The organism is Pseudomonas fluorescens (assembly GCF_902497745.1).
GTDB lineage: Bacteria > Pseudomonadota > Gammaproteobacteria > Pseudomonadales > Pseudomonadaceae > Aquipseudomonas > Aquipseudomonas fluorescens_BM.
The window spans coordinates 480,408-496,511 of the sequence record NZ_CABVHJ010000001.1; the positions used below are offsets into that span (position 1 = coordinate 480,408).

The 16,104-nt window shown below is 56.3% G+C and carries 16 protein-coding genes; 1 reads left to right on the forward strand and 15 read right to left on the reverse strand.

Annotated features, from left to right (window positions below):
* Positions 1–925: hypothetical protein (locus F8N44_RS02260; protein WP_191630840.1), on the forward strand; the 925-nt coding region annotated here is incomplete at its 5' end.
* Positions 926–1,435: 510 nt separating this feature from the next.
* Here F8N44_RS02260 and F8N44_RS32135 read toward each other — a convergent pair.
* From F8N44_RS32135 to F8N44_RS02340, 15 genes are all read right to left on the reverse strand, one after another.
* On the reverse strand, positions 1,436–2,578 hold the full coding sequence (locus tag F8N44_RS32135; protein WP_150649144.1) for a TniQ family protein: 1,143 nt from the start codon (positions 2,576–2,578) through the stop codon (positions 1,436–1,438).
* A 234-nt stretch (positions 2,579–2,812) separates the two neighbouring features.
* Positions 2,813–4,645 carry a glutamine--fructose-6-phosphate transaminase (isomerizing) gene (gene glmS / locus F8N44_RS02270; protein WP_150649145.1) on the reverse strand — a complete coding sequence of 611 codons (1,833 nt, stop codon included), beginning with the start codon at positions 4,643–4,645 and terminating at the stop codon, positions 2,813–2,815.
* Positions 4,646–4,647: 2 nt separating this feature from the next.
* Complete coding sequence (locus tag F8N44_RS02275) at positions 4,648–5,424, reverse strand: DeoR/GlpR family DNA-binding transcription regulator (protein ID WP_007911964.1); 777 nt, start codon at positions 5,422–5,424, stop codon at positions 4,648–4,650.
* 231 nt (positions 5,425–5,655) lie between these two features.
* On the reverse strand, positions 5,656–7,023 hold the full coding sequence (gene glmU, locus F8N44_RS02285) for a bifunctional UDP-N-acetylglucosamine diphosphorylase/glucosamine-1-phosphate N-acetyltransferase GlmU (protein WP_150649146.1): 1,368 nt from the start codon (positions 7,021–7,023) through the stop codon (positions 5,656–5,658).
* Positions 7,024–7,139: 116 nt separating this feature from the next.
* Entirely contained in the window at positions 7,140–7,565 is a 426-nt protein-coding gene (locus F8N44_RS02290) for a F0F1 ATP synthase subunit epsilon (RefSeq protein ID WP_007954164.1), read from the reverse strand.
* 45 nt (positions 7,566–7,610) lie between these two features.
* Positions 7,611–8,990, reverse strand: coding sequence for a F0F1 ATP synthase subunit beta (atpD, locus tag F8N44_RS02295; RefSeq protein WP_007911961.1), 1,380 nt, complete (start codon positions 8,988–8,990; stop codon positions 7,611–7,613).
* A gap of 27 nt (positions 8,991–9,017) precedes the next feature.
* Positions 9,018–9,878 carry a F0F1 ATP synthase subunit gamma gene (gene atpG, locus F8N44_RS02300; RefSeq protein ID WP_007911960.1) on the reverse strand — a complete coding sequence of 287 codons (861 nt, stop codon included), beginning with the start codon at positions 9,876–9,878 and terminating at the stop codon, positions 9,018–9,020.
* A 50-nt stretch (positions 9,879–9,928) separates the two neighbouring features.
* Positions 9,929–11,473 carry a F0F1 ATP synthase subunit alpha gene (atpA, locus tag F8N44_RS02305; RefSeq protein ID WP_016984064.1) on the reverse strand — a complete coding sequence of 515 codons (1,545 nt, stop codon included), beginning with the start codon at positions 11,471–11,473 and terminating at the stop codon, positions 9,929–9,931.
* A 21-nt stretch (positions 11,474–11,494) separates the two neighbouring features.
* Positions 11,495–12,031: a F0F1 ATP synthase subunit delta gene (locus F8N44_RS02310; protein WP_007911956.1), complete on the reverse strand. Its 537-nt coding sequence runs from the start codon at positions 12,029–12,031 to the stop codon at positions 11,495–11,497.
* 12 nt (positions 12,032–12,043) lie between these two features.
* Positions 12,044–12,514 (reverse strand): F0F1 ATP synthase subunit B, encoded by a 471-nt coding sequence (locus F8N44_RS02315; protein WP_003229781.1) that lies wholly within the window; start codon positions 12,512–12,514, stop codon positions 12,044–12,046.
* 59 nt (positions 12,515–12,573) lie between these two features.
* Positions 12,574–12,831 carry a F0F1 ATP synthase subunit C gene (gene atpE, locus F8N44_RS02320; RefSeq protein WP_003097235.1) on the reverse strand — a complete coding sequence of 86 codons (258 nt, stop codon included), beginning with the start codon at positions 12,829–12,831 and terminating at the stop codon, positions 12,574–12,576.
* A gap of 133 nt (positions 12,832–12,964) precedes the next feature.
* A complete protein-coding gene (gene atpB, locus F8N44_RS02325) occupies positions 12,965–13,834 on the reverse strand; it encodes a F0F1 ATP synthase subunit A (protein ID WP_007911917.1) in 870 nt (289 codons plus the stop codon).
* 16 nt (positions 13,835–13,850) lie between these two features.
* Positions 13,851–14,258, reverse strand: coding sequence for a F0F1 ATP synthase subunit I (locus tag F8N44_RS02330; protein WP_003229783.1), 408 nt, complete (start codon positions 14,256–14,258; stop codon positions 13,851–13,853).
* A gap of 148 nt (positions 14,259–14,406) precedes the next feature.
* Complete coding sequence (locus F8N44_RS02335; RefSeq protein ID WP_034152184.1) at positions 14,407–15,279, reverse strand: ParB/RepB/Spo0J family partition protein; 873 nt, start codon at positions 15,277–15,279, stop codon at positions 14,407–14,409.
* A gap of 9 nt (positions 15,280–15,288) precedes the next feature.
* Complete coding sequence (locus F8N44_RS02340; protein ID WP_008084406.1) at positions 15,289–16,086, reverse strand: ParA family protein; 798 nt, start codon at positions 16,084–16,086, stop codon at positions 15,289–15,291.
* Positions 16,087–16,104: the final 18 nt, after the last annotated feature.

The following is a 16,104-nucleotide window of genomic DNA, read 5'->3' on the forward strand; positions in this document are numbered from 1 at the left end:
ACAAGACTATAAGGGCGCACTTAGAGAAAGTGGCTTCTTCGGAAAAATGGAAAATACGGTCTTAAACCATGCATTCGAATATGTCATGGTTGACTTCCTTAAAACAAAAACTGGAATCTCATACTTCAAAGAGTTATGTGCGAGCGTATTGAGCGAGTATGAAATTAAAGAATTTAACATAACCAAAATGAACATATTTAAGGTAGGCACTGATTCTGAGTTTCATTTTGCCCAAAGAAACTATAACAAAACAAGAGTTTTGATGCTTCTACCTCGGGGGGTGAAGGCTTATCCAAAAACTAAAACCCCCGGATTGAGTCTGGATGAAACTTTAAAGAATTCCGATTTGTTTATATTGATTTCAAATGATGAAGAGACGATCGGATTTGTTGGAGAAGTTGAAGGGAATCACGGCGAATCCTTATTCCTGCCCTCGTACTACAAAGATAAACCAATGAAAGACAAGTATTGCACATTTGGCATTGGTGTATCTGACAAGAACAAGCATGGAGATGATTCGATCAAAGGTGAAATAAGTCTAAATCGAAGCGAGGCTGTAGAGCGTTGGATCCTGCACTTTTCAAAATCTAATTGCTTTACGAAAGATTATCGGCGCGCAGTTCGTAGTATCAAGGGTTTAGTCGATGGACATTTCGGCCACCTTGAGGATATCGAGGATTCTGGTCACCAAAAAATACTCGACATGATCAAGTCGGGGTGGCACAAAGATATACTTGAATTAATTTCAACTCTCGAATTATTTGTAGACTATATATCTCCAGCGAACAATTACTACTACCAAGAAGTTGTAGGCGAAAAAATTCTGTATAGACCGTCGCCTCTGGTGATGCCCGATCAGTTCCCCCTTTATTCTATTGATGAAGAGGCTGAGTCTCCTCAGTCAAGCTCCATTATCGTAATCTAAACTCTGTTGAATGCTTAATATGGCCGAATCTCGATCTTTAGAGTATCGGCAACCATCGCCATGACAATACGATTAGCAGTAGTAAGAACGCGACCACCATGCGCAACAGTCTGCTTTTGGCCGAAAGCGGTCACTCGAGAGCGGCAGCAATCTGCCAATAAGGGGAGTTCAGTGGGCTGCTCATACAGGTCCAAAACTGCTCTTGCGCGTCCAAGACACGCTCCACCCGGCGCTGCTGTTCGGCGGTTCGCCGCTTTTCCGAAAATCCACCATCGTCAGTCCTTCGTTGTCAGTAAGCCACCAGTGTATTTGGCTGCTGACGGGCATTTAGCAGGGGTTTCCGTGCGCAGAGTTACATTGGCTTAATGTACGATTTTGTCCGTATTCTGCGGGCTGTCCTAGGACAGTTGTCTTTAACGCTGAGCCGATAACCATAGACCAGCTCCGCCACCCACCCAGACACCGCCGATGATCTAATCGTTTGAAGATACAACATCTACAACATGCGGATCAGGAGCGAGTCGAGCTTGTGCCCGTGTTGATTCTGGGTATGCCTGGTAAGGGCACCACCTGTTCGGGCTTCATGCGCCTCGCGCTACCATTGATCGGGGCAGAATTGCAGCATGGATATACCTTCGTCCGTAGAGTGTGAAAGCCATCCCGGGTGATGGCGGACGCAGAATGAGGATTCGGATTAGGACAAGACCAGTGTCCAATCCCACTAAGGTAGTCCTCCTCCACAAAATGTGGATAGAACGGTCCTGCGGCCTGATAGGTATTCCAAAGCGAATCTACAGTTCGCATTTGGTGATCATACGAGGCCGAATCGACCAGGAAATCATCACAGGACTCGTAGACGAGGATAATCGCCTCCAAGATTCCCTCAATCTCCCATGAGGCTATGTCAGGTGAGAGAGCAATTGGCGCACCCTCCGGTGGCTGGAGTACGCGGCCCAACTTCTTCTGGAGCTCCTGAATTTGAAGTGCAACGTCTCCGGTCCTAGTCGGTAAAACGGTTTCCGCCTTCTCATGCAGAGCGCGAGCAGCGGCCTGATACGAAATGACCTTCTGCGTCGAACATAGCCGATGGAATGTCACAGCACGTCGAAGCGCCAGCGCATCCGAATTTGGAGTTGAAGGAGCTTCACAGAGTTGCCTGCCTTTACACCCTCTCCACATCACATCCAGGCTGTGCCCCCTATAGGAAAAGGGCCTGTCGCAGAAGTGGCAACGCTCCAGAAGGACCGTGTTGTGTTTGTGGCAAACCGTCACATCAGGGTAGGTGTAGCGCCTCCAATAGGAAAACCCCCGGGTCTCCAGATCCTCTCTGACGCAGTCCGGGCAGTAGGCAGAGCTGTGCATGTTTAGGCAGGACGCCTTCGAAGCGTACAGCGGTCCAGAATAGGAGATGTCCTGGTCGCCCTTGATAACATGCTTCGCTGGCAACATCGTGTGGTTGTGAACCAAGCGGTTGAACCCATAGCAGCCTGGCCAGCCGATAAGTCCAGCAATCTTGCGCAACTGCTCAGTGTCGAAGGAGCTACGAGGAGTCAGATCATCGAGTAGCGAGCGCTTTGGCGAATACTGATTGATATGAATTGCTCGTATCACAAACGAGATGAGGGACTCATCGGGCTGGATCTGCAAAAGCATCAGAAGGACCTGAGGTTGGCTGCGGCCGAGTAGGCAGCAAACCAAAAAAGCCGTTGCATGAGGGATGCCGTGAAACGGCTCCCTGAGCGCTGCGACCGGTTTTAATCTTTAACACCACCGGAGAAAGCGTCACTGGTTACTCCACCGGAGAGTCGGAGGCGCCAGCGACAGACTTTATTTAGTTCCGACAGACTTTATTTCGTAGCTTCAGTGCGTAGGTCAGCTGTGGATAACTTATTCCACCGTCACCGACTTCGCCAGATTACGCGGCTGATCGACGTCCGTGCCCTTGAGCACCGCCACGTAGTACGACAGCAACTGCAGCGGAACCGTGTAGAGGATCGGCGAGAGGATGTCGTGGATGTGCGGCATCTGCACCACGTGGGTGCCTTCGCCATTGGTCATCCCGGCTTTCTCGTCGGCGAACACGATCAGTTCGCCGCCACGGGCGCGGACTTCCTGCAGGTTGGATTTGAGCTTTTCCAGCAGTTCGTTGTTTGGCGCAACGGTAACTACCGGCATGTCGTTATCCACCAGCGCCAGCGGGCCGTGTTTCAGTTCGCCGGCCGGGTAGGCTTCGGCGTGGATATAAGAGATTTCCTTGAGTTTCAGCGCACCTTCCATCGCCACCGGGAATTGCGCGCCACGGCCAAGGAACAGAGTGTGGTTCTTCTCCGCGAACAGTTCGGCGATCTTCTCCACGGTGCTGTCCATGGCCAGTGCTTCGCCAAGACGAGTTGGCAGGCGACGCAGTTCCTCGACTAGACGCGCTTCAACGCCCTCGGCTAACGTGCCGCGCACTTGGCCCAGCGACAGGGTCAGCAGCAATAGGCCGACCAATTGCGTAGTGAAGGCTTTGGTTGAGGCGACGCCAATTTCGCGGCCAGCCTGGGTCAGCAGAGTCAGGTCAGATTCGCGCACCAGCGAGCTGATGCCGACGTTGCAGATGGCCAGGCTGGCGAGGAAGCCCAGTTCCTTGGCATTGCGCAGCGCCGCCAGGGTGTCGGCGGTTTCGCCGGACTGCGAGATCGTCACGAACAGGGTGTCCGGCTGTACCACGACTTTGCGGTAGCGGAATTCGCTGGCGACTTCGACCTGGCACGGAATGCCGGCCAATTCTTCAAGCCAGTAACGCGCGACCATACCGGCGTGATAACTGGTGCCGCAGGCGACGATCTGTACGTTGCGCACTCTGGCGAACAATTCGGCCGCTTGTGGGCCGAACGCTTGTACCAGCACCTGATCATTGCTCAGGCGACCTTCGAGGGTGCGCTGCACAACGGCTGGTTGCTCGTGGATTTCCTTGAGCATGTAGTGGCGGTATTCACCTTTGTCGGCGGCTTCGGCACCGTCGCTGTACTGCACGGTCTGGCGCTCGACAGCGATGCCGTTGACGTCCCAGATCTGCACGGTATCGCGGCGAATTTCGCCGATATCGCCTTCTTCCAGGTACATGAAGCGGTCGGTGACCTGACGCAGCGCCAACTGATCGGAGGCGAGGAAGTTCTCGCCCAGACCCAGCCCGATCACCAACGGACTGCCACTGCGCGCGGCCACCAGACGATCCGGCTGCTTGGCATTGATCACTGCCAGACCATAAGCACCGTGCAATTCCTTGACCGTCGCCTTGAGAGCGACGCTCAGGTCAGGCTGATCCTTGAGCTTGTGATTGAGCAGATGGGCGATAACTTCGGTATCGGTGTCCGAAGTAAACACATAACCCAGCGCTTTCAGCTGTTCACGCAGGGCTTCGTGGTTTTCGATGATGCCGTTGTGCACCACCGCGATGTCGCCGGAGAAATGCGGGTGGGCGTTGCGTTCGCACGGTGCGCCGTGAGTAGCCCAACGGGTGTGGGCAATGCCCAGACGACCCACCAGCGGGCGTTCGGCCAGCGCCGCTTCAAGTTCGCTGACTTTACCCGGGCGACGCATGCGCTCGAGGGTTTCGTCGTTGGTGAAGACCGCGACACCGGCGCTGTCGTAGCCGCGGTATTCAAGGCGCTTGAGGCCTTCGAGCAGGATGGCGGTGATATTACGTTCAGCAACTGCGCCGACAATTCCACACATGCTTATTTCTCCTGACTGACAGCCGCGCAAATCACGGTGATACCGCGGGCCTGTATCTGATCGCGCGCTTCGATAGGCAGGCGATCATCGGTAATGAGGGTATGGACGCTGCTCCACGGCAGTTCCAGATTGGGAATCTTGCGACCGATCTTGTCGGCCTCGACCATGACGATGACTTCTCGCGCCACCTCGGCCATGACCCGGCTCAGTCCCAGCAATTCATTGAAAGTCGTCGTGCCGCGCACCAGATCGATACCGTCGGCGCCAATGAACAACTGGTCGAAGTCGTAAGAGCGTAGTACTTGCTCGGCAACCTGGCCCTGAAAGGATTCCGAATGCGGGTCCCAGGTGCCGCCGGTCATCAACAGCACCGGTTCGTGCTCGAGTTCGCTCAAGGCGTTGGCGACGTGCAGGGAGTTGGTCATCACCACCAGGCCTGGCTGTTGGCCAAGTTCCGGGATCATTGCAGCGGTGGTACTGCCGCTGTCGATGATGATGCGCGCGTGCTCGCGGATGCGTTTCACCGCCGCGCGGGCGATGGCCTGTTTGTACTTGGAAACGCTCTGCGCGGTTTCCGCGACCAGTTCCTGCGGCATGGTGATAGCACCGCCGTAACGGCGCAGCAACAGGCCATGGCTTTCAAGCGCAGCGAGATCCTTGCGAATCGTAACTTCGGAGGTTTCGAAGCGCTTGGCCAGTTCATCCACACTGACTTCGCCCTGCTCGTTGAGCAAGGCGAGGATGTTGTGGCGGCGTTGCGGCGTGTTGCGTTTCGACATGGCGACTTAAGTTTCGTTTCGAAAGATAACGGAAGCAATCAAAACCTATCGGCTCTAAATCGTCAAGCGCAAGTCAGACTTTTTTGAAAACGACACAAACAAAAAATGTGGGAGCGAGCTTGCTCGCGAAGGCATCGTGTCAGTCAACATCAATGTTGAATGATCTATCGCATTCGCGAGCAAGCTCGCTCCCACATTGGATTTTCGTCGCTAAAAACCGCTGTGGATAACTCAGCTCTTCTTGATCTTCTCCGGCCGCTTCCAGCCGTCGATATTCCTCTGCCGCGCTCGGCCCACGGCCAACTGTGCGTTATCCACATTCTGCGTAATGGTCGACCCGGCCGCCGTGGTTGCACCGTCGGAGATATCCACAGGCGCGACCAGCGAATTATTGGAACCGATGAACACGTCAGCACCCAGCACGGTTTTCCACTTGTTGGCGCCATCGTAGTTGCAGGTGATGGTGCCGGCGCCAATGTTGGTACGCGCACCGATTTCGGCATCACCCAGATAAGTCAGATGACCGGCCTTGGCGCCTTCGCCCATGCGGGCATTTTTCAATTCAACAAAGTTACCCACATGCGCACGCGCTTCGAGCACGGTGCCTGGACGCAGACGCGCAAATGGTCCGGCATCACTGCCCTCGCCCAGAACGGCACCTTCAATGTGCGAGTTGGCCTTGATCACCACACCTTTGCGCAGGGTGCTGTCCTTGATCACACAGTTCGGGCCGATCACCACATCATCTTCGATGACCACGTTGCCTTCGAGGATCACGTTGATGTCGATCAGCACGTCACGGCCCACGGTGACTTCGCCTCGCACATCGAAACGCGCCGGGTCACGCAGAGTCACGCCTTGAGCCATCAAACGACGGCCAGCGCGCAACTGGTAGTGGCGCTCCAGCTCGGACAGTTGCTTGCGATCGTTGGCGCCCTGCACTTCCATCGGGTCGTGCGGTTGCTCGGTGGCGACAACCAGGCCATCACTCACCGCCATCTCGATCACGTCGGTCAGGTAGTACTCGCCTTGGGCATTGTTGTTCGACAGGCGACTCATCCAGTCGGCCAGACGATTGGCCGGGACGGCGAGAATGCCGGTATTACCTTCAGTAATTGCGCGTTGCGCTTCGCTGGCATCTTTGTGTTCAACGATGGCTGCGACCTTGCCGTCGGCATCACGCACGATACGGCCGTAACCGGTCGGGTCGTCCAGTTCAACGGTGAGCAAACCCATCTGCCCGGGCACGACGTGCTTGAGCAGACGCTGCAGAGTTTCGACTTCGATCAGCGGCACGTCACCGTAGAGGATCAACACGGTGTCGGCAGTAATGAACGGCACCGCTTGAGCGGTGGCGTGACCGGTGCCCAGTTGCTTGTCTTGCAGGACGAAATTCAGATCATCAGCGGCCAGACGTTCCCGCACCACATCGGCGCCATGGCCGATCACGACATGGATGCGCTGTGGATCGAGTTGCCGGGCGCTGTGGATAACATGTCCCAGCATGGAATTGCCGGCAATCGGATGCAGTACTTTCGGCAGTGCCGAACGCATACGGGTGCCTTGACCGGCCGCGAGGATAACGATTTCAAGAGACATGACTGGCTACCAATCCTGGGTGGTCAGCAACTGCGACCGGGGGTTGAATTCGGAAAAGAAAAAAGGGTAGCCGAGGCTACCCTTTTTTATCAATCGCACAACAAGCGGCTGACGGATTAACCGCCAAACTTCTTGCGGATCTGCTGGACGGTGCGCAGCTGTGCTGCAGCCTCGGCCAGACGTGCGGACGCAGCTCCGTAGTCGAAATCTGCGCTCTTCTCGTGCAGAGCAGCTTCGGCAGCCTTGAGAGCTGCCTGGGCTTGAGCTTCATCCAGGTCGGCGGCGCGTTGCACGGTATCGGCAAGCACCTTGACCATGTTCGGCTGAACCTCGAGGAAACCACCGGAGATGTAGAACACCTCGGCTTCCCCGCCTTGCTTGATCAGGCGGATCGGACCTGGCTTCAGATTAGTGATCAGCGGCGCGTGACCCAGAGCGATACCAAGATCACCCAGTGCACCGTGCGCAATCACCATCTCGACCAGGCCGGAAAAGATTTCCCCTTCCGCGCTGACGATATCGCAATGGACTGTCATAGCCATCTGATTGCCTCAACCTAAATGAGCGCCCGTTGCCGGGCGCCGGGATTACAGTTTCTTGGCTTTCTCGATCGCTTCTTCGATGCCGCCAACCATGTAGAACGCTTGTTCTGGCAGGTGGTCGTAGTCACCGTTGAGGATGCCTTTGAAGCCAGCAATGGTGTCTTTCAGGGAAACGTATTTACCCGAAGCACCGGTGAAGACTTCAGCCACGAAGAACGGCTGCGACAAGAAGCGCTGGATCTTACGAGCACGGTTTACCAACTGCTTGTCGGCTTCCGACAGCTCGTCCATACCCAGGATCGCGATGATGTCCTTCAGCTCTTTGTAACGTTGCAGAACGTACTGAACGCCGCGAGCGGTGTCGTAGTGGTCCTGGCCGATTACGTTCGGGTCCAGCTGGCGCGAAGTCGAATCCAGTGGATCTACCGCTGGGTAGATACCCAGGGAGGCGATGTCACGGGACAGAACGACGGTGGCGTCCAAGTGGGCGAAGGTGGTCGCTGGCGACGGGTCGGTCAAGTCATCCGCAGGTACGTATACCGCTTGGATCGAGGTGATCGAACCTTCCTTGGTCGAAGTGATACGTTCTTGCAGAACGCCCATCTCTTCAGCCAGGGTCGGCTGGTAACCTACTGCCGAAGGCATACGGCCCAGCAGTGCGGATACTTCAGTACCGGCCAGGGTGTAACGATAGATGTTGTCGACGAACAGCAGAACGTCGTTACCTTCGTCACGGAACTTCTCGGCCATGGTCAGGCCGGTCAGTGCTACGCGCAGACGGTTACCCGGCGGCTCGTTCATCTGACCGTAAACCAGTGCCACTTTGTCCAGAACGTTGGAGTCCTTCATCTCGTGGTAGAAGTCGTTACCCTCACGAGTACGCTCACCCACACCGGCGAACACGGAATAACCGCTGTGCTCGATGGCGATGTTACGGATCAGTTCCATCATGTTTACGGTTTTGCCTACACCGGCACCACCGAACAGACCGACTTTACCGCCTTTGGCAAACGGGCAAACCAGGTCGATAACCTTGATGCCGGTTTCCAGCAGGTCGTTGCCGCCTGCTTGCTCAGCGAACGAAGGCGCTGGACGGTGAATGCCCCAACGCTCTTCGGTGTCGATCGGGCCAGCTTCGTCGATCGGGTTACCGAGGACGTCCATGATCCGGCCCAGGGTCGCTTTACCGACCGGTACGGAGATGGCTGCGCCAGAGTCGGTAACTTCCAGACCGCGCTTCAAGCCTTCGGTGGAACCCATCGCAATGGTGCGAACCACGCCGTCGCCCAGCTGCTGCTGAACTTCCAGGGTGGTTTCAGCCGCGCTCACTACTTTCAGCGCGTTGTAGATGCTCGGTACGCTGTCGCGTGGAAATTCCACGTCGATAACGGCGCCGATGATTTGAACGATACGTCCGCTACTCATAGCTGGATCCTCTGAATATTTGAACCGTTAAACCGCGGCAGCGCCGCCGACGATTTCCGAGATCTCTTGGGTGATCGCAGCCTGACGCGCCTTGTTGTAGATCAGCTGCAAATCGCTGATCAAATCACCGGCGTTGTCGGTAGCGTTCTTCATCGCGATCATCCGCGCAGCTTGTTCAGCCGCGTTGTTCTCGACCACCGCCTGGTAGACCTGCGACTCAACGTAGCGGACCATCAAGCCGTCAAGCAGCTCTTTGGCATCCGGTTCGTAGAGATAGTCCCAGTGGTGCTTGAGATCCTGATCCGGGGTCGCCACCAGTGGAATCAACTGCTCCACGGTAGGCTGTTGCGTCATGGTGTTGATGAACTTGTTGGACACCACGGACAGGCGGTCAATACGGCCGTCCAGGTAGGCATCCAGCATCACCTTGACGCTGCCGATCAGATCATTGATCGACGGCTCTTCACCCAGGTGGCTGATAGCTGCAACGACGTTACCGCCGAAGTTGCGGAAAAAGGCCGCACCCTTGCTACCAACGACACACAGATCAATCTCGACGCCGTTTTCGCGGTTTACCGCCATGTCCTTGACCAGGGCCTTGAACAGGTTGGTGTTCAAGCCGCCGCACAGACCACGGTCACTGCTCACCACAACATAACCAACGCGCTTGATTTCGCGGTCGATCATGAACGGGTGGCGGTATTCCGGGTTGGCGTTGGCCAGATGCCCAATTACCTGGCGGATACGTTCCGCATAAGGACGGCTAGCAGCCATGCGCATTTGTGCCTTGCGCATTTTGCTGACCGCCACTTTTTCCATGGCGCTGGTAATCTTTTGCGTGCTTTTGATGCTCGCAATCTTACTGCGAATCTCTTTTGCGCCTGCCATGTAACACCTATCAGGTTAGCAAGCGGGAGCCTCGCGGCTCCCGCTGCGGCTTACCAGGTTTGGGTGGCCTTGAACTTCTCGATACCGGCTTTCATGCCAGCGTCGATTTCGTCATTGAAGTCACCTTTAACGTTGATCTTGGCCATCAAATCGGCGTGATCGCGGTTGAAGAAAGCAATCAGCGCTTGTTCGAAGCTGCCGATCTTGGCGATTTCAATGTCAGTCAGGAACCCACGCTCAGCGGCATACAGCGACAGCGCCATGTCAGCGATCGACATTGGTGCGTATTGCTTCTGCTTCATCAGCTCGGTAACGCGCTGACCATGCTCAAGTTGCTTACGGGTCGCTTCGTCCAGGTCAGAAGCGAACTGGGCGAATGCCGCCAGTTCACGGTACTGAGCCAGAGCGGTACGGATACCACCGGAGAGCTTCTTGATGATCTTGGTCTGAGCGGCACCACCCACACGGGATACCGAAACACCGGCGTTCACTGCAGGGCGGATGCCCGAGTTGAACATGGCCGATTCCAGGAAGATCTGACCGTCGGTGATGGAAATCACGTTGGTCGGAACGAACGCGGAAACGTCGCCAGCCTGGGTTTCGATGATCGGCAGTGCGGTCAGGGAACCGGTTTTGCCGGTCACTGCGCCGTTGGTGAACTTCTCTACGTATTCTTCCGAAACGCGGGATGCGCGCTCCAGCAGACGGGAGTGGAGATAGAACACGTCGCCTGGGTAAGCTTCACGGCCTGGTGGACGGCGCAGCAGCAGGGAAATCTGGCGGTAAGCCACTGCTTGCTTGGACAGATCGTCATAAACGATCAGCGCGTCTTCACCGCGGTCGCGGAAGAATTCACCCATGGTGCAACCGGAGTACGGTGCCAGGAATTGCAGCGCAGGAGATTCCGAAGCACTGGCAGCCACGATGATCGTGTTGGCCAGGGCGCCGTTTTCTTCCAGCTTGCGAACCACGTTGGCGATGGTCGATTGTTTCTGACCGATGGCTACGTAGACGCAGAAAATGCCGCTGTCTTTCTGGTTGATGATCGCGTCGATCGCCAGAGCGGTTTTACCGATCTGACGGTCACCGATGATCAGCTCACGCTGGCCACGGCCGACAGGGATCATGGCATCGACAGCCTTGTAGCCAGTCTGTACAGGCTGGTCTACCGACTTACGCCAGATCACGCCCGGTGCAACTTTCTCGACCGCGTCGGTCTCGGTGTTGCCCAGTGGACCTTTGCCGTCAACAGGGTTACCCAGTGCGTCGACTACGCGACCCAGCAGTTCCTTACCAACCGGAACTTCGAGGATGCGGCCGGTGCACTTGGCGCTCATGCCTTCAGCCAGAGACTGGTAAGCGCCCAGTACAACGGCACCTACGGAGTCTTGCTCCAGGTTGAGGGCCATACCGTAGACGCCGCCCGGAAACTCGATCATCTCGCCGTACATAACGTCGGCCAGACCGTGAATCCGCACGATGCCGTCAGATACGCTGACGACAGTGCCTTCGTTACGGGCTTGGGAGGTCACATCGAGCTTGTCGATGCGGCCCTTGATAATTTCACTTATTTCGGAAGGATTGAGTTGCTGCATTGCTCTGCTGCCCCTTCAAACTCAAGATTTCAATGCTTCGGCAAGTTTCGCGATTTTGCCGCGAATCGAGCCATCGATAACCAGGTCGCCGGCGCGGATTACGACACCACCTATAAGGGCAGCATCCTCCGCAACTTGCAGGCGCACTTCCCGGTTGAGTCGTGCACTGAGAACCTTGGCGAGTTTGTCTTGCTGTTCTTGGTTCAATGCAAAAGCACTGGTCACTTCAACGTCTACCGACTTCTCTTGTTCGGCCTTGTACAGGTCGAAAAGAGCGGCAATCTCCGGCAGAAGCGGGAGACGGTCGTTTTCGGCAACGACATTGATGAAGTTCTGTGCCTTGGCATCAAACTTGTCGCCGCACACGTCAATAAACGTGGCGGCCTTTTCTGCGCTCGTCAGTCGCGGGGCCTTGAGCACGCGCTGCATGGTGTCGTCTTGCGACACCGCTGCAGCCAGGCCGAGCATGGCTGACCAATTGGCCAGTTGCTGGTGGGCCTGAGCGTGCTCGAAGGCCGCCTTAGCGTAAGGTCGGGCCAACGTGGTCAGTTCTGCCATGATCGCCCTCGCTTAGATTTCAGCAGCCAGTTGGTTAACCAGCTCTGCGTGCGCGTTTTGATCGATTGTGGCACCCAGGATCTTCTCGGCGCCGCCGACAGCCAGCAAACCCACTTGGGCGCGCAGCTTGTCTTTGACACTGTTCAGTTCCTGTTCGATCTCGGCTTGAGCCTGAACCTTCACACGGTCAGCGTCGACACGGGCCTTTTCAACGGCCTCTTCGACAATCTGGTTACCGCGTTTCTTGGCTTGCTCGATGATTTCAGCTGCCTGAGCTTTCGCTTCGCGCAGTTGCTGACCCGCTTTTTCTTGGGCCAACTCCAGGTCGCGAGCTGCACGGCTGGCAGCGTCCAGACCATCAGCGATCTTCTTTTGACGTTCGTGCAGAGCAGCGATGACCGGAGGCCATACATACTTCATGCAGAACAGTACAAAAATCAGGAACGCAACGGACTGGCCAATCAGGGTCGCATTAATGTTCACGCCAACACCTCGCAGTTACGTTGTCCATCACATCAAATTACTCGGAAGAATCCGGGTAATTAGCCAGCGATCTGACCAACGAACGGGTTCGCAAAGGTGAAGAACAGAGCGATACCAACACCGATCATGGTTACGGCGTCGAGCAGACCGGCAACGATGAACATTTTAACTTGCAGCATTGGAACCATTTCTGGCTGACGCGCTGCGCCTTCCAGGAACTTGCCGCCCAGCAGGCCGAAACCAATTGCGGTACCCAGTGCGCCCAGGCCGATCAACAGTGCAACAGCGATAGCGGTTAGACCAACTACAGTTTCCATCTTTCCTCCCGACTTTTACGTCGTATGGTTTAGGTTTTTTAGATTAAAGCGGTAAAACAAATCGTTTCAGGTGCCCTGTGAAGAGCCCCTTCCCGTTTGACCGGGAAGGACATCAGACTAGTCGAGACTGGCCTTAATGGTTTTCTTCGTGCGCCATCGACAGGTAGACGATGGTCAGCATCATGAAGATGAACGCCTGCAGCGTGATGATCAGGATGTGGAACACAGCCCACGCCCACTGCAGAACAACGCCCAGGCCGCTCAGCCAGAGCAGGCCGCTGCCGAACATCACAGCGATCAGAATGAACACCAGCTCGCCGGCATACATGTTGCCGAACAGACGCAGAGCCAGAGAGATCGGCTTGGCGATCAGGGTCACGAATTCCAGCAGGAAGTTCACCGGGATCAGCAGGGCTTGAACGAAGATGTTCTTGCTGCCGAACGGGTGCAGGGTCAGTTCGCCGATGAAGCCGCCGAAGCCCTTGACCTTGATGCTGTAGAAAATGATCAGTGCGAAAACCGAGAACGCCATGCCCAGGGTCGCGTTCGGGTCGGTGGTCGACACGGCGCGGAACGGGATGTGGTGGTCACCGGAGATCAGGATGGCCAGCTGAGGAATCCAGTCGACCGGTACCAGGTCGACGGCGTTCATCAGGAACACCCAGACGAAGATGGTCAGTGCCAGCGGTGCAATCACCGGGCTACGGCCATGGAAGCTGTCTTTCACGCTGCCATCGACGAATTCGACCAATACTTCAACGAAGTTCTGCAAAGCACCCGGCTGACCCGAAGTCGCTTTCTTTGCCGCCATGCGGAAAAGAAGTACGAAGATCAGACCCAACGCGACCGACCAGCCGAGAGTATCGACGTGGAAAGCCCAGAAGCCCATTTCTTTGGCTTCTGCTGCGGTATGGGCAAAGCCCCAGCCGCCGTTAGGTAGCTGACCGAAGGTCAGGTTCTGCAAGTGGTGCTGGATATAGCCCGAAGCGGTTGTTTCTGCCATGGTTGCCTCAAACGCCCTAAGGTCTCGAAAGTCTTGTTCTCATCAGCAGGGGAGCGAACCAGCTGACCGACTGAGTCAGCACGAACGCGCCGAATACAGCTATCGGCGCCAGTGGCTTCACACCTGCAAACACCAGCGCAAAGAGCACTGCTGTCAAAATCAGTTTGCCTGCCTCGCCGGCATAAAATGACCGGACGATGGACTGGGCTGCTCGGGCGCCGGAAAACCGAAATGCCTTGTGAGCGAAATAAACATTGGGCAGCAAGGCTATCAGGCCTCCGCAAAGTCCCGAGTATCCGGCAACGACTCCATGCCATTGCCAGAGCGCCAAAGCGGCAATGAGCAAAATGACAAATTGAGCCATCAACACCGGAAAAACCGCCAGGCGATGGAACGGCAGGCGGTTTGGCTTGCGGGTTTCCATCACGTTTGCTCTCCAATGGTCGGCTGCCAGAATTCAATAACTTGGCATAATTTGTGCCGACAAAATGCGCGCAGAGTATAGGGGCGGTTCTGCCCCTATTCAACTGTCAGGTAGTGATTTCCGACTGCGCGCTACATGAGGAAATGTTTCAGCGGATGTGTGCGAGCACACCTTGAAGCTCATCGAGGGAGTTGTAACCGATCACCAACTGACCCTTTCCCTTCTTGCCGTGGCGAATCTGCACCGCAGAGCCTAGGCGCTCGGCCAGACGCTGTTCGAGACGGGCGATATCCGGGTCGGGTTTGGTGGCTTCCACAGGCTCCGGTTTACCACTCAACCACTGGCGAACCAGTGCTTCAGTTTGGCGCACGGTCAGACCGCGTGCGACAACATGTCGCGCCCCTTCAACCTGTTGATTGTCCGGCAGACCGAGCAAAGCACGGGCATGGCCCATTTCCAGGTCGCCATGGGACAGCATGGTCTTGATGACTTCCGGCAGCGCAATAAGCCGCAACAGGTTAGCCACAGTGACGCGGGACTTACCCACAGCCTCGGCAACTTGTTGCTGAGTGAGCTGGAATTCCTGCTGCAAACGCTGCAGGGCCACCGCTTCTTCGATCGGATTGAGGTCTTCGCGCTGGATGTTCTCGATCAGCGCAATGGCGATTGCGGTTTCATCCGGCACATCGCGGACCATCGCCGGGATGGTTTCCTGCCCGGCTTGTTGACTCGCGCGCCAGCGACGTTCACCGGCGATGATCTCGAAGCGGCCCCCGCCAATCGGGCGCACCACGATCGGCTGCATCACGCCTTGCGCCTTGATCGACGCTGCCAGTTCTTCCAGCGCCTGCGGATCCATGTCGCGGCGCGGCTGGTATTTACCGCGCTGCAGCAGATCCAACGGCAAGTGCTGCAGCTCACGGGTGTCAGCTTGCGCCGCTTGTTCTTCCAGCGCGCTGACGGTCGGACCACTCAGCAGTGCATCCAGTCCACGTCCGAGACCTCGTTTCTTGACGGCCATGGGGATTCCTTAAGTTGCCTGAGCGGCGGCGATGCGTGAATTTTTGCGCTGACGGCGAACCATCTCGCCGGCCAGGGCCAGATAAGCCAGGGCGCCACGCGATTGTTTGTCGTACGCCAGCGCCGGCATGCCGTAGCTCGGCGCTTCGGCCAGACGGATGTTGCGCGGGATCACCGTGTCGTACAGCTGATCGCCGAAGTGTTCCTTGAGCTGCGCCGAAACGTCGTTCATCAGGCTCAGGCGCGGGTCGTACATGGTCCGCAGCAGGCCTTCGACTTTCAGGTTCGGATTGAGCAATTCAGCGATGCGCTTGATGTTATCCACAAGGTCGCTCAAGCCTTCGAGCGCAAAGTACTCGCACTGCATGGGAATAATTACCCCATCGGCGGCGACCAATGCGTTCAGCGTAAGCATCGAGAGCGACGGCGGGCAGTCAATCAGAATGTAATCGTAATTTTCACGGATCGGCGCCAGCGCGCTGCGCAGACGGCTTTCCTTCATCTGCATTTCCAGCAGGACCACTTCGGCCGCCGTCAGATCGCGGTTGGCGGGCAGCAGCTGATAACCGCCGTGCTCGGAATAGTGCATGGCCTGGGCCAGATCGCATTCGCCGATCAGCAGGTCATAGACCGAATTCTCCAGGCCGTGTTTATCCACACCGCTACCCATGGTGGCGTTGCCCTGTGGATCGAGATCGATCAACAGCACCCGGCGCTTGGTCGCGACCAGGGATGCTGCGAGGTTGATGCAGGTGGTGGTCTTGCCCACACCACCCTTCTGGTTCGCTATCGCGAATACCTTAGCCATTCTTGCTTGTGTTCCCAA

What these genes read in the sequence shown, in the direction of transcription:
- atpD (WP_007911961.1), bottom strand. Translation starts at nt 8,990, where the DNA reads ATGAGTAGCGGACGTATCGTTCAAATCATCGGCGCCGTTATCGACGTG.
- F8N44_RS02310 (WP_007911956.1), bottom strand. Translation starts at nt 12,031, where the DNA reads ATGGCAGAACTGACCACGTTGGCCCGACCTTACGCTAAGGCGGCCTTC.
- F8N44_RS02335 (WP_034152184.1), bottom strand. Translation starts at nt 15,279, where the DNA reads ATGGCCGTCAAGAAACGAGGTCTCGGACGTGGACTGGATGCACTGCTG.
- F8N44_RS02275 (WP_007911964.1), bottom strand. Translation starts at nt 5,424, where the DNA reads ATGTCGAAACGCAACACGCCGCAACGCCGCCACAACATCCTCGCCTTG.
- F8N44_RS32135 (WP_150649144.1), bottom strand. Translation starts at nt 2,578, where the DNA reads ATGCTTTTGCAGATCCAGCCCGATGAGTCCCTCATCTCGTTTGTGATA.
- F8N44_RS02290 (WP_007954164.1), bottom strand. Translation starts at nt 7,565, where the DNA reads ATGGCTATGACAGTCCATTGCGATATCGTCAGCGCGGAAGGGGAAATC.
- F8N44_RS02340 (WP_008084406.1), bottom strand. Translation starts at nt 16,086, where the DNA reads ATGGCTAAGGTATTCGCGATAGCGAACCAGAAGGGTGGTGTGGGCAAG.
- atpG (WP_007911960.1), bottom strand. Translation starts at nt 9,878, where the DNA reads ATGGCAGGCGCAAAAGAGATTCGCAGTAAGATTGCGAGCATCAAAAGC.
- atpE (WP_003097235.1), bottom strand. Translation starts at nt 12,831, where the DNA reads ATGGAAACTGTAGTTGGTCTAACCGCTATCGCTGTTGCACTGTTGATC.
- glmU (WP_150649146.1), bottom strand. Translation starts at nt 7,023, where the DNA reads ATGTCTCTTGAAATCGTTATCCTCGCGGCCGGTCAAGGCACCCGTATG.
- glmS (WP_150649145.1), bottom strand. Translation starts at nt 4,645, where the DNA reads ATGTGTGGAATTGTCGGCGCAGTTGCTGAACGTAATATCACCGCCATC.
- F8N44_RS02330 (WP_003229783.1), bottom strand. Translation starts at nt 14,258, where the DNA reads ATGGAAACCCGCAAGCCAAACCGCCTGCCGTTCCATCGCCTGGCGGTT.
- atpA (WP_016984064.1), bottom strand. Translation starts at nt 11,473, where the DNA reads ATGCAGCAACTCAATCCTTCCGAAATAAGTGAAATTATCAAGGGCCGC.
- atpB (WP_007911917.1), bottom strand. Translation starts at nt 13,834, where the DNA reads ATGGCAGAAACAACCGCTTCGGGCTATATCCAGCACCACTTGCAGAAC.